This window comes from Bacterioplanoides pacificum (assembly GCF_042648445.1).
Taxonomy (GTDB): domain Bacteria; phylum Pseudomonadota; class Gammaproteobacteria; order Pseudomonadales; family Oceanobacteraceae; genus Bacterioplanoides; species Bacterioplanoides pacificum.
The window spans coordinates 75,020-87,387 of record NZ_JBHRYB010000016.1 but is presented as its reverse complement, the minus strand read 5'-3'; the positions used below and the strand labels follow the sequence as shown (position 1 = coordinate 87,387).

At 52.7% G+C, this 12,368-nt stretch carries 12 protein-coding genes; 7 read left to right on the top strand and 5 right to left on the bottom strand.

Annotated elements, in window-relative coordinates:
• Window positions 1–42: 42 nt before the first annotated feature.
• Window positions 43–807, bottom strand: a complete 765-nt coding sequence (locus ACFOMG_RS16345) for a ribonuclease H family protein (RefSeq protein ID WP_376868229.1) — start codon at window positions 805–807, stop codon at window positions 43–45.
• 128 nt (window positions 808–935) lie between these two features.
• On the opposite strand from ACFOMG_RS16345, the gene ACFOMG_RS16340 reads away from it, so the two are divergent.
• The 5 genes from ACFOMG_RS16340 (at window position 936) to ACFOMG_RS16320 (ending at window position 6,387) form a co-directional block, all read left to right on the top strand.
• Window positions 936–1,436 carry a (2Fe-2S)-binding protein gene (locus ACFOMG_RS16340; RefSeq protein WP_376868228.1) on the top strand — a complete coding sequence of 167 codons (501 nt, stop codon included), beginning with the start codon at window positions 936–938 and terminating at the stop codon, window positions 1,434–1,436.
• Entirely contained in the window at window positions 1,429–3,669 is a 2,241-nt protein-coding gene (locus ACFOMG_RS16335; RefSeq protein ID WP_376868226.1) for a xanthine dehydrogenase family protein molybdopterin-binding subunit, read from the top strand. Before ACFOMG_RS16340 ends, ACFOMG_RS16335 begins: the two co-directional genes overlap by 8 nt.
• A gap of 284 nt (window positions 3,670–3,953) precedes the next feature.
• On the top strand, window positions 3,954–4,937 hold the full coding sequence (locus ACFOMG_RS16330) for an XdhC family protein (protein WP_376868224.1): 984 nt from the start codon (window positions 3,954–3,956) through the stop codon (window positions 4,935–4,937).
• Window positions 4,938–5,010: 73 nt separating this feature from the next.
• The gene (locus tag ACFOMG_RS16325) at window positions 5,011–5,604 is read left to right on the top strand and encodes a nucleotidyltransferase family protein (protein ID WP_376868222.1); all 594 of its coding nucleotides are present in this window, start codon (window positions 5,011–5,013) and stop codon (window positions 5,602–5,604) included.
• Window positions 5,605–5,700: 96 nt separating this feature from the next.
• Window positions 5,701–6,387 carry a hypothetical protein gene (locus tag ACFOMG_RS16320; protein WP_376868221.1) on the top strand — a complete coding sequence of 229 codons (687 nt, stop codon included), beginning with the start codon at window positions 5,701–5,703 and terminating at the stop codon, window positions 6,385–6,387.
• On the opposite strand, the gene ACFOMG_RS16315 is transcribed toward ACFOMG_RS16320, so the two are convergent.
• Window positions 6,384–7,139 carry a Nif3-like dinuclear metal center hexameric protein gene (locus tag ACFOMG_RS16315; RefSeq protein ID WP_376868219.1) on the bottom strand — a complete coding sequence of 252 codons (756 nt, stop codon included), beginning with the start codon at window positions 7,137–7,139 and terminating at the stop codon, window positions 6,384–6,386. The genes ACFOMG_RS16320 and ACFOMG_RS16315 overlap by 4 nt on opposite strands.
• Window positions 7,140–7,198: 59 nt before the next feature.
• Between ACFOMG_RS16315 and ACFOMG_RS16310 the strand changes: the two genes are divergently transcribed.
• Together ACFOMG_RS16310 and ACFOMG_RS16305 are read left to right on the top strand one after the other, a co-directional pair.
• Window positions 7,199–8,365, top strand: coding sequence for a S1C family serine protease (locus tag ACFOMG_RS16310; RefSeq protein WP_376868217.1), 1,167 nt, complete (start codon window positions 7,199–7,201; stop codon window positions 8,363–8,365).
• Window positions 8,366–8,458: 93 nt separating this feature from the next.
• Entirely contained in the window at window positions 8,459–9,562 is a 1,104-nt protein-coding gene (locus ACFOMG_RS16305) for a hypothetical protein (protein WP_376868215.1), read from the top strand.
• A 55-nt stretch (window positions 9,563–9,617) separates the two neighbouring features.
• Here the strand turns inward: ACFOMG_RS16305 and ACFOMG_RS16300 are convergent, their stop codons facing one another.
• The 3 genes from ACFOMG_RS16300 to hisG form a co-directional block, all read right to left on the bottom strand.
• Complete coding sequence (locus ACFOMG_RS16300; RefSeq protein WP_376868213.1) at window positions 9,618–10,037, bottom strand: VOC family protein; 420 nt, start codon at window positions 10,035–10,037, stop codon at window positions 9,618–9,620.
• Between the two features lie 204 nt (window positions 10,038–10,241).
• Window positions 10,242–11,546 (bottom strand): histidinol dehydrogenase, encoded by a 1,305-nt coding sequence (hisD, locus tag ACFOMG_RS16295; RefSeq protein ID WP_376868211.1) that lies wholly within the window; start codon window positions 11,544–11,546, stop codon window positions 10,242–10,244.
• A 121-nt stretch (window positions 11,547–11,667) separates the two neighbouring features.
• Window positions 11,668–12,315 carry an ATP phosphoribosyltransferase gene (hisG, locus tag ACFOMG_RS16290; RefSeq protein WP_376868209.1) on the bottom strand — a complete coding sequence of 216 codons (648 nt, stop codon included), beginning with the start codon at window positions 12,313–12,315 and terminating at the stop codon, window positions 11,668–11,670.
• Window positions 12,316–12,368 lie beyond the last annotated feature (53 nt).

The window sequence follows — 12,368 nt, the reverse complement described above, 5'->3', positions numbered from 1 at the left end:
TGTCGAAAAATAAATGCTGTAATGCTTCTCTGGTTTATCCGATTAACCCGCACGCATTTTTAATAACGCCGCAATATCAAAGCTGCCATCGTCGCGGGTTTCGTATTTGTGCCAGTCCGGTTTTTTCCGATCTACCGCCACCATGGTCATACGATCAGCCAGTTCATTGCCTTCGGTACCAGCGTGGGCTTTAACATGGGACAAAATCAGCGTGTGTTTGATTTTATTAAACAAGGCATAAGCCTGTTTAATAATTTCCAGATTCTGAATTTCTCCATCTTTGCGTTTCCAGCCACGTTTTTCCCAGCCCGGTGCCCAGTCACGGATGCACTGGATCGAATACATAGAATCGCAGCGTACTTCGGCTGTTTTTCCCTGCGCGATCACTTTTTCCGCCAGCAACAACGACTGATACAAAGCATTCAGTTCTGCGGAATTATTGGTACCGTTTGGATTAAACATGCCATACCACAACTGGATCAACTGATCGTTGCGGTAAATCGCGATGCCGGAACCGGCTTTGCCCGGATTCGGCTCACAGCCACCGTCGCAATAGAAGGTGAAATCAGTGCTGAAAGTTTCCGCTTTGGCCGTGCTGCGTCCGGCGCTTTTGCGCTGAGTTTTACCAGCCGGCGCGGCACTTTTAACCGTTGCCGGACGGCCAAACGCTGCCAGGGCTTCGGCTTCACTGCTGAACGACTTATAACGGGCACCGGCAAAACCATCGACCTGACGCTTAGCCGTTGGCCAGTCGCTGTAAATACCCGGCTCATGACCGGCCCACACCACGTAATATTTTTTTGCCACCTGAACAATCTGCCTGGCTGTTACTGCTGTTGAATGTCTGGCGGCGATATTAGCAGAAAAGTCCCTTTACCTGTTCCCGCATTCGTTGGTAACCTTGAGTCACTTAGACTAATAATCACAGGTGCCGGATGATTGAGCTAACCGTAAACGGCGTACGCCATACGCTGGATGTTGAGGCGGACACACCGCTGTTGTGGGTGGTACGCGACTACCTGAACCTCACAGGCAGTAAGTTTGGCTGTGGCGCCGGCTTATGTGGCGCCTGCACTATGCACCTCAATGGCAGCCCGATCCGCAGCTGCATTACCCCGCTGGCGGCAGTAGCAGGTCAGCAAATCACCACCATCGAAGGGATTGGCAGCAGCGGTAATCTGAGCACAGTGCAACAGGCCTGGGTCGAGCACAATGTGCCCCAGTGTGGTTATTGTCAGTCGGGACAGATTATGTCGGCCAGCGCCTTATTGCGCGATAACCCGAACCCCAGCGATGCCGATATCGATAACGCCATGAGTGGCAATATCTGCCGCTGCGGTACTTACCCACGAATTAAAAAAGCGATCAAACACGCCGCCGGCCAGCTGTCGGCAGACCGTAACAGCGATCTGTTTAAGGAGCTGACCCATGGCTGATAACACTCCGGCGCTGGATCGCCGCACCTTCCTCAAGGCGTCATCAGTGACGGGTGGCGGCCTGCTAATGACCATCGCCCTGCCGGCCTGCAGTACGTTAAAGAACGGCGGTATCAACCGTGATAACGGCAGTCAGGGCTGGGATGCTAACGCCTGGTTACGCATCGACAGTGACAACAGTATTCATTTTGTACTCGATCGCACCGAGATGGGCCAGGGCACCTACACCGGGATGACATCGTTACTGGCGGAAGAGCTGGAAGTCGACCCGGAAGTGGTGCAGGTCAGTTTTGCCGGTGTTGATTCGGTATACCGCAACACCATTTATGGCATTCAGATCACCGGTGGCAGCACCAGTGTCGCCAGCAGCTGGCAGATTATCCGTGAGTGTGGCGCCGCCACCCGCATGATGCTGATTCAGGCTGCCGCCACAACCTGGGGCATCAGCCCGGATTTGTGTTATGCCGAGCTCGGACATGTGGTGAATAAAACCACCGCAAACAAAATCAGTTTCGGACAGCTGGCTGCCATTGCCGCAACTTATTCGCTGCCGTCGGATATTCCACTGAAAGATAAAGCCGACTTTAAAGTGATCGGCAAATATAACAAACGCCTGGATGCCGAAAAAAAGGCCACCGGCAGTGCTGACTTTGGTATCGATACCCAATTGCCGGGCATGTTGTACGCCGTGGTCAGCCGTGCGGCACGCTGGGACAGCGAGCTGAAAAGCTTCGATGACAGCAACGCACGCAAAGTCCCGGGCGTCGTCGATGTCTTTGCCATTGAGGTCCCGGGCAGCGCCGGTGTTGCGGTGGTGGCAAACAGTTACTGGCAGGCCCGTAAAGCACAACAACAATTAACCGTTGAATGGCACAACAGCGAATTAACTCAGGTCAGCGACGACAGTATTTTTGCCCAGTATCAGGCGGATATGGCCGCCGACAGCGGAAACAATGTTCGTGATCAGGGCGACATTAATGCTGCGCTGGACAATGCCGCCGACACCATCCGGGCTGAATATAAAATGCCGTTTCTGGCCCACGCCACACTTGAGCCACAAAACTGCACCGCCTGGGCGCGCGAAGACGGCTTAGAAATCTGGGCACCAACTCAGGGGCCGGATATGGCCAGAGTGGCGGCTGCCAAAGCCAGCCGTTATTCACTCGACGATATAAAAGTGAATGTCACCTTTATTGGTGGTGGTTTTGGCCGCCGCATTAATAACGATTTTGTTGCCGAAGCCGCCGCCATTTCCGATCGTTTGCAACAACCGGTAAAACTGATCTGGTCGCGAGAAGAAGATACCCAGCGTGATTTTTATCGCCCTTCCAGTTACCACCAGTTAACGGCCACGGTCGACCAGCAAGGTAAAATCAGCGGCTGGCGCCATCAGATGGCCGGCTCCGGTGTGTTTGATTATTTTGTTGGCGAGGCTGCTCCGGCACAGTACCCGTTTATGCCGAAATTTATGTTTGGCATGTTAGAAAGTGCCGGCAAGCTGGGGGAAGGCATTATTGCCCCGGCAGACGGTTCGATTTTTGAAGGCGCCAATCACCTGCCGTATGAATTCGATAATATTTCCGTCGATTATAAAAAATCCGATTCCGGCATTCTGGTCGGTAACTGGCGTAGTGTTGGTTATTCCCACAATGGTTTTATTACCGAAACCTTTATCGATCAGCTGGCAGCCAGACAACAAACCGACCCGGTTAATTTCCGCTTAAACTTATTAAAAAATAATCCACGCGCCACACGGGTACTGAAGCTGGCTGCTGAAAAAGCCAGCTGGGGAACCCCACTGCCCGGTTGCAGTCAGGGAGTGGCACTGCATAAATCGTTTGGTACCTGGGTCGCCGAAATTGCCGACGTTGCGGTTAAAGACGGTAATATTCAGGTGAAACGTGTCGTCTGTGTGGTCGACTGTGGCCAGGTGGTCAACCCGGATACCGTAACCGCACAAATGGAAGGCGGGATTATTTTTGCGTTAACCGCAGCGCTGTACGGCAAAATCAGCATTAAAAATGGCGAGCCACAACAAACCAATTTCCACGATTATCAGTTGCTGCGCATGCCACAATCACCACAAATTGATGTGCACATTATCGACAGCGATGAATCACCCACCGGTGTTGGAGAACCCGGAGTGCCGCCGCTGGCTGCCGCCGTCGCCAACGCCATCAGCCGTAAAACCGGGCAACGGTTTTACAGTTTACCGCTGGAATTAAACAGCTAGGCTCTGAAGCAGGCAGCAAGATCGTAAATTAATGGCGACACGCCGTGAATACATCCATGTAGGCTCTGCCATGGCATCCATGCCATGGAAGGTCGCCTTATTAACATACGACCTTGCTGCCCAGTCAGACTGGCACAGTGTTGAATAACCCGGATCGGTAGCGTCGTTAATCAGAATGACCTTCGGCAGCAGGGATGCTGCGGACGAGCTTACAGGGACGTACTGGCAGCGTGTCATGAGATTAATGACGCGACTGAGACATCAGCGTCTTAGCGATTAAAACCATGAACGGCAGTAACTGGCACGTATTACAACAACTTCTGCACTGGCTGGAACAGGGCCTCGAACCCTGGCTCGCCACTGTACTGGAAACCTATGGCTCATCGCCGCGCCCGGTCGGCTCGCTGATGATATACCACCCGGAGAAAGGCATCGTCGGCTCGCTGTCGGGCGGCTGTATCGAACAGGAATTGCTGCAACAGCTGGCCAACGATCAATACCCAGAGACCACACTGCCGGACATAATTCGCTACGGCGGCTCCGGTGCAGAACAGCAGCGCCTGCAACTTCCCTGTGGTGGTCATCTGGATGTATTACTGGAAAAAGTCGGTCAAAACCAGCAACACCATTTTCAGCAACTGGTTAACCCGTTAAAACAACGCCTCCATATTGGCCGCCGGATTCAGCTCAGCGATGGTGGTAGTAGCAGAGGTCGTGGTGGTAACGGTGAGCTGAGTATTATTGAGGCTCAGTTATTACCCGACACCGATATTCAGCGAACGAACAACACCGTTGTACATGCCTTACGGCCACAGGATAAATTATTAATGGTTGGCGCCGGTGAAGTGGCACGCTGTGTCGCCAGTATGGCATGTGAACTGGAATTTGAAGTCACCCTGTGTGATTTCCGCGATGAATTTTTACAGGGCTGGGAGATGCCGGGAGTCAGGGTGGTCCGGGCTATGCCCGACGACCTGATTGGCGACGCTTTTTACGATTCACACTGCGCTATTATTGCCCTGGCCCACGATCCACGGGTCGATGATATGGCCATGCTGGAAGCGCTCAACAGCAACGCTTTTTATGTTGGTGCAATGGGATCACTCAGTACCTCAGAAAAACGCCGTTTACGTTTGCGGGAGCTGGGCCTGAGCCAAACGGCAATCAACCGATTACACGCTCCGATCGGTGTCGATATTGGCAGTAAAACGCCGTATGAAATTGCTCTGTCGATTATGGCCGACGTGATCAGACACCGGCGCCGGTGATTGGCCGGCAAACTTGGCGACTCTTAAACAGCCGTGCTAGGGTGATTTTCCGGCTCTCTGTTAAGGAACACCCATGACAACCGGTGTTGTATTGCTGGCCGCTGGCCAGAGCCAGCGCTTTGGCAGCGATAAACGTATTGCCAGCCTGCGCCAGAAATCACTGTATTCCGATTCGGATCAGGTGTTATTCCAGACACTGGGACATATTCGCCTGGCCCGCTTACCGGTTTTTGTTGTATTACACCGTGGCGATGAACAACTGGCCAGTCGGCTGACCCGCTTACGGGTCGACTGGGGCGTGTGCCCTGACGCTCACCTGGGGATGGGTCATAGTCTGGCCTACGGTGTGCGTTGTTGTCAGCACTGGCATAACTGGCTGATTGCACTGGCCGATATGCCCTGGATCACACCGCTGAGTTACCACAAAATTGCTGCCGCCGTCAGTCCGGGACAGATTATCCGCCCCTGCTATCGTGCGACTCCCGACGGCCAGCCGCAACCTGGCAACCCGGTCGTTTTTTCCCGCCGTTATGGCTGGCAACTGATGCAGTGCCGCGGCGACACGGGTGCCCGCCGGTTGTTACAACAATATCATCAGCAGGTGATTAGCCTGCCACTGGATGACCCCGGTATCCTGCGTGATATCGATACGCCACAACAGTTATAAAGATGGCCCGATATACCGTGCCACAGAGCTTTTATCCCCTAATTTATTCCTCAATAATAGCTGAAAGCTTTTTCCAGCAGTGATAAGGAAACTGATATGCGCGTGTTTTTTGTTGTTATATGTTTATTGCTATCTACTAAAAGCCTGGCTGATCAGACGCTGGAACAACTGGAGTTATTATCCTATCGCTTATCATCATCCTTTGGTGCTTTTATCTTTTTTGAAGGCCAGCAGGATTACCTGCAACGGGCGGAGCAAAACCTCAGTCGGGGCAGCGAGCTGTTAACCCATATCGAAGGCCAACATCCGGATATTCATAAGCTCTGGCATCAGGCTGAAGATTTTATTGAACAAAATACCCACCGCTCTTTCGAAGGAGTGGACATGACACTGGAAGCCAGCTGGAGTTTATTAACCCTCGAGCTGCAGGAAAAAATCAGCAAACTGACAGCACAAAATTACTCCAGCCCCGCCGTAAAATTACAGGTCGAGCTGGAACAGATTCTGGTGCATTATATGAAATTCGCCAACTCCACCGTTGGCGGTTATGGCGTCAGCCTGTCACACAAAACCATCGAACAAAGAGTGGCGGATGCGCAACAGTTATTAAACGAAAACTTTGCGGAACAGCGCCAGCTGCAACGCAAATGGAACTATATTAAAAGAACGGTGCTGGCGTATAACTCCAACACCGCGCCTTATATTGTTATTAAAGTGTTTGACGATATGCGTGAACTGGTTCGCCAGCCAAGTGAATCGGCCAGCGCACTGGCCGCCAGTTAAACCGGGTTATCCACATCGACAAATTCCACCTTAATGGCGAACTCCTGCGCCAGGTATTCCCCCAGCGATTTAGCACCATAACGTTCGGTGGCGTGATGTCCGGCGCTGTAGAAGTGTGTGCCGGTTTCACGCGCCAGGTGAACCGCCGGTTCATTAATTTCACCGGTTAAATAAGCATCCACACCGGCATCAATCGCAGTCTGTAAATAGCCCTGAGCTCCGCCGGTACACCAGGCGATGGTTTCGATCATATCTTCGTCTTCACCGATATGCAGTGGCTCGCGCTGCAGACAATGAGTAATCCAGTCGCGGAATTCTTTGCCGCTCATCGGTCTTGGTAAACGACCGATATTGCCGGGTTTAGCCGGATCATTTTCGTCAATCGGGCCATCCACCGCCAAACCCAGCACATCAGCCAGCTGCACATTGTTGCCATACACCGGGTGAACATCGAGTGGCAGGTGATAGGCAATCAGGTTGATGTCGTTCACCAGCAGCGCCTTCAGCCGCTCTTTTTTAATCCCCAGCAGACGTTCATCCTCACCTTTCCAGAAATAACCGTGGTGTACCAATATGGTGTCCGCGCCCCGCTCAATGGCGATATCAATCAGTGCCTGACTGGCGGTAACACCGGTAATAATATGGCGCACCTGCTCGCTGCCCTGCACCTGCAGGCCATTGGGGCAATAATCGCGAATACGGGCGCTCTGCAATAGTGTGTCGAGATGCTTGATTAGCTGACGACGATCCATAATCCTGTACCTCTGAATCTGATTGGGCCATTTTAGAGTTGTTTAAGGAAGTCAGGCAAATGCAGCCATTGTCCGCCACGCTGAAGCGCTTAGTTGTACCGGTATTAACCGGCCTGGTCACCGCGCTGGCTATTCTGCAGTGGGCTCCCGGCTGGATTCAGCCCGCCAGACTCAACCCGGCGACAGCCATCACGTTACAACAAAGTGGCCAGTCTGCCAGCGACAGCGGCAAAGTCAGCTACGCTGCTGCTGTCGATGCGGCGGCTCCTGCGGTGGTGAATATTTACACCCGCCAGACGGTCAAACGTAAACACCACCCTATCTTTGACGATCCGCAGTTTAATCAGTTTCTGCAAAAAGCCCCCGACCATCAGCAACGAATGAAATCCAGCCTGGGCTCCGGTGTGATTGTCGCGGCTGAGGGTTATGTATTAACCAATCATCATGTCATTCGCAGCGCCGACGAAATTGTTGTGGCATTACGCGATGGTCGCGAAGCCAACGCCATGCTGGTTGGCAGCGACAGTGAAGTGGATCTCGCACTGTTAAAAATTGAACTGCCGGATATTCCGGTGATTACTCTGGCGTCGGAGCGCAGCCAGAGTGTCGGGGATGTGGTACTGGCCATCGGTAATCCGTTTGGTGTCGGCCAGACGGTGACGATGGGCATTATTTCTGCGATTGGCCGTAATCAGCTGGGATTAAATACCTACGAAAATTATATCCAGACGGATGCCGCTATTAACCCGGGTAACTCAGGTGGTGCACTGATTAATGCCTATGGTGAACTGGTGGGCATTAACGCCGCTATTTATTCACAGTCCGGCGGCAGCGAAGGCATTGGTTTTGCCATCCCGGCCGAAACCGCCGTGCGGGTATTAACCGACCTGATTACCCACGGCACCACCATCCGTGGCTGGCTGGGCATTGAAGTACAGGAAGCGACCCCGGCATTATTGCACCAGCTGCAGCTACCGGATGCACTGCGCGGATTAATTGTTACCGGCATTTATCCCGCGGGTCCGGCCGAACAAGCCGGCCTGGCGATTGGTGATATCCTGACCATGATTAACGATCAGGACGCCGCTAACGCCCGCCGGGCAATGAATCAGATTGCTGCGCTGCGTCCCGGCGACAGCATCGATCTGCGGCTGCTGCGCGGCGGAGAAAGCCTGCACACCCGGGCGATTGCCGGCCAGCGTCAGTCACAGCTGAAACAACCGTAGCCGGAAACGCGAATCACACCATGATCGGGACTGGTCAGCGGCGCGCAGCTGTGGTCGAATACAGCGTATACCGGCCAACAAAAGGATTTGCTCATGAAGGCAGTTACCCTGCCGCTGGCATTGTTGTCAGCACTGACTTTAACCGCCTGCAGCGACATTCCCGAGCTGGCGCTGGGGCAGGAATTAAAACCCGCCGCTGAAGACCAGATCATCCGGAATATCAGCACCCTGCTGATCGATCACCTGAGCGACGTCTACCAGGATGAAAAAATTCTGCGTGATACCCACCCCAAAGACAATGGTTGTATCCGTGGTCGCTTTACCGTCAACAGTGATATCGCACCCGCCTACCGCGTTGGTGTATTTCAGCCGGAGGCGCAATATCCGCTCTGGATGCGTTTTTCTAATTCAGTAGAAGAAATTACCAGCGATAAAGAAAAAGATTTCCGTGGTCTGGCGATGAAACTGAGCAACGTAACTCAGGGAACCCGGCTACCGGAACCCGGTGACGAACACTTTACTCAGGATTTTTTATTCCTCGGCCACGATGCGTTTTTTGCCGCGAATCCACAGCAGTTTTTCGATTTTTTTGACGCCAACTTTAACGGCTCAAGATTATGGTTTCTTGCCACCCATCCACGTGGCGCCTGGAACATTTTCCGCGGTGCAAAAACGTATAACAATCCACTGGATGTCCAATGGAACAGCGTGGTGCCTTTTGCACTGGGCTACCCCAAAGCAAACAGTGATGGCAACCTGATTTATCCTCAGGTGGTGCGTTATGCATTACGCAGCTGCACGACAAACAGCGGCCGCATAACGGAGTCGGATGACTATCTGGCAGAAAATCTGGCGCAACAACTTAAACAGAGCAGCGGCTGCCTGGACTTTTATATTCAGCGCCAGCAGGACCCGGTTAAAAATCCGGTGGAAAATGCACTCTACCGCTGGGATGAACAACAATCGCCACTGATCCATATTGCCCGGATTGATATACCCTCCCAGACCTTTACTTCCGAAGCACAGAAGCAGTTCTGTGAAAATATTTCGTTTAATCCCTGGCATGGTATTGAGGCGCACCGCCCCCTGGGTGGTATTAATCGCGCCCGTCAGGTGGTGATGAAAGACATTTCGGATTTTCGCCTGAAAATGAATGGCGTTGAGCGCTTTGAACCAAGCGGTTCAGAGCGCTTCTGAGCCGGCGCAGATATAACATGGCAATCAAAAATGATTGCCATAATTTTACTTAAAGTTATTCCTTTTCCTCATGCAGCCAGGGAGCATAACTTAAACCGATCAGCACACCTTCCGGGCTGATAAAACGGGCAACCGTCTGGCCCCAGGGCTCAGTTCTGGCTTCGTGAATAAAGTCCTGACCTTTGGCTTTCATTTCCTCTACTGCCGCCGCAACGGCCGCTGCATCGGCCAGTTCAAATTCAATCGTGGCGTTGGGCTCAGGCACGTTTTGTGGCCATTCATCCTGGCCAAAACAAGACCGGGCGGCCATGGTCAGCGGCCAAACACCAAAATGATGGGCACCGGGAAAGCGATCCATAAAATAATAATCGTCCTGCTGCTCCAGCGGCAGACCCAGGGTTTGCAGGTAAAGAGCTGCGCTGCTATCCGGCTGTTTTGTAATGGTGGCAAAGCCGGCGATGCTGGTTATTTCCATATAAACTCTCCTGAAAGAACGGCAACCTGTGCGCCCTTAATAACGGTCGGATCAGGCTGCACAGATTTACTGAGACTCAAGCTAACACCCGCCCGTCACAGTGACAAGCCCAACAACCAACCACTAAAATCCACCACAACAGCCAGATACAAAAAAGGCACCATAAGGTGCCTTTTACTAACGTGCTGAGCGACATCGCCGGCGTTATTTTTTAATCCGGTACTCAGCTGAACGGGCGTGTGCTTCCAGCTGTTCACCTCGTGCCAGTACTGAGGCAACCTGTCCCAGTTCAGATGCACCATCTGGCGAACACATAATTAACGACGACCGTTTCTGGAAATCATATACCCCCAGCGGCGACGAAAAACGCGCCGTGCCGGACGTTGGCAAGACGTGGTTTGGTCCGGCACAATAATCCCCCAGCGCTTCAGAGGTATGACGCCCCATAAAAATAGCCCCGGCATGACGGATCTGCGGCAACAACGCCTGCGGGTCTTCCACCGATAATTCCAGATGCTCCGGTGCAATACGGTTAGTCACTTCCATGGCTTCATCCATATCGGCCACTTTAATCAGAGCCGCCCGGCCAGTCAGTGAAGCGCGGATGATATCGGCACGCTGCATATCCGGTAATAATTTATCGATGCTGGCTTTGACCTGATCGAGGAAGCCGGCATCCGGCGACACCAGAATCGCCTGGGCGTCTTCATCGTGTTCCGCCTGGGAGAACAAATCCATCGCGATCCAGTCAGGATCCGTTTTTCCGTCACACACCACCAGGATTTCAGACGGTCCGGCAATCATATCGATGCCGACGGTACCAAACACCTGGCGTTTGGCCGTGGCAACAAAAATATTACCCGGGCCAACAATTTTATCGACGCCCGGAACGGTATCCGTACCATACGCCAGTGCAGCAACAGCTTGAGCTCCACCAATGGTAAATACCCGGTTAACACCGGCGACCGCAGCAGCTGCCAGTACCAGCTGGTTTAATTCACCACCCGGGGTTGGTACAACCATAATAATTTCGTTCACACCGGCAACGTGTGCCGGAATAGCGTTCATCAGCACGGAGGATGGATACGCCGCTTTGCCACCCGGTACATAAATACCGACCCGGTCCATCGGTGTGACCTTCTGGCCTAATAACGTGCCATCGGCTTCGCGGTATTGCCAGGAATCCTGCTTTTGTTTTTCGTGGTAGCTACGTACTCGCTCGGCGGCTTTTAATAACGCATCACGCTGCGCCTGTGGCAGGGTGTCCAGTGCCTGTTGCAGCTGCTCCTGACCCAGTTCCAGCTCGCTCATGGATTGTGCATGCAGGTGATCGAAACGGTTGGAATATTCCACCACCGCGGCATCACCGCGTTTTTTTACGTCGGCCAGAATGTCGGTGACAATTTGCTGAACCTGATGATCAGAAACCGCTTCCCAGGCCAATAACGCATCCATTTGTGCGGAAAAGTCCGCCTGATCCGAACTAAAACGACGAATATCAATGGTCATAAACAAACCCTTGTCTGCTGCAACTGCAGCCTGAATAAAGATGGTGACTCCGGCTATACAGCCATAGCCGGGGTCATAAAGCGTAACCCATATGGCCGCCAGATCCTTGCTCTGAGTCGTCTCAGCCGGCGTTTTTCTGACGTTCCACTGCTGCCGCCATCAGCTCAATAATCGGCTGAATCTGCGCATGTTTCACTTTCATCGCCGCGCGGCTGGCAACCAGACGTGAGCTGACCGGTGCAATCAGATCACGTGCTTCCAGGCCATTGGCTTTTAATGTGTTACCGGTATCGACAATATCAACAATCATATCGGCCAGGTTCATGATCGGTGCCAGTTCCATACCACCGTATAACTTAATGATGTCGACCTGGCGGCCCTGCTCGGCAAAATAACGTTTGGCCACGTTAACGAACTTGGTCGCCACTTTTAATCGCCCCTGAGGCATTTCTGCATCTTTCATCGCCGCCGTCATCAGACGACAGGTGGCAATGTTCAGGTCCAGTGGCTCACACAGATTATCACTGCCGTATTCCAGCAATACGTCTTTACCGGCAATGCCGAGATCGGCAGCGCCGTACTCAACATAGGTCGGCACGTCCACCGCACGCTGCACAATCAGCTTGATGTGGTCGTGATTGGTATCAAAGATCAGCTTACGACTCTTTTTAATATCCTCCGCCGGATGAATGCCCGCTTCTGCCAGCAGAGGTAAGGTGTCGTCCAGAATCCGGCCTTTGGAAAGGGCGATGGTTAATGGCTGAGTCATTTTTTTACTCTTAATAAAACGTTAAACTGATTTTCCGTGATCACTCAAAAGCG

Coding starts and splice junctions, on each gene's coding strand:
- ACFOMG_RS16310 (WP_376868217.1), top strand. CDS start 7,199: ATGCAGCCATTGTCCGCCACGCTGAAGCGCTTAGTTGTACCGGTATTA.
- ACFOMG_RS16325 (WP_376868222.1), top strand. CDS start 5,011: ATGACAACCGGTGTTGTATTGCTGGCCGCTGGCCAGAGCCAGCGCTTT.
- ACFOMG_RS16315 (WP_376868219.1), bottom strand. CDS start 7,139: ATGGATCGTCGTCAGCTAATCAAGCATCTCGACACACTATTGCAGAGC.
- hisD (WP_376868211.1), bottom strand. CDS start 11,546: ATGACCATTGATATTCGTCGTTTTAGTTCGGATCAGGCGGACTTTTCC.
- ACFOMG_RS16330 (WP_376868224.1), top strand. CDS start 3,954: ATGAACGGCAGTAACTGGCACGTATTACAACAACTTCTGCACTGGCTG.
- ACFOMG_RS16335 (WP_376868226.1), top strand. CDS start 1,429: ATGGCTGATAACACTCCGGCGCTGGATCGCCGCACCTTCCTCAAGGCG.
- hisG (WP_376868209.1), bottom strand. CDS start 12,315: ATGACTCAGCCATTAACCATCGCCCTTTCCAAAGGCCGGATTCTGGAC.
- ACFOMG_RS16300 (WP_376868213.1), bottom strand. CDS start 10,037: ATGGAAATAACCAGCATCGCCGGCTTTGCCACCATTACAAAACAGCCG.
- ACFOMG_RS16305 (WP_376868215.1), top strand. CDS start 8,459: ATGAAGGCAGTTACCCTGCCGCTGGCATTGTTGTCAGCACTGACTTTA.
- ACFOMG_RS16320 (WP_376868221.1), top strand. CDS start 5,701: ATGCGCGTGTTTTTTGTTGTTATATGTTTATTGCTATCTACTAAAAGC.
- ACFOMG_RS16340 (WP_376868228.1), top strand. CDS start 936: ATGATTGAGCTAACCGTAAACGGCGTACGCCATACGCTGGATGTTGAG.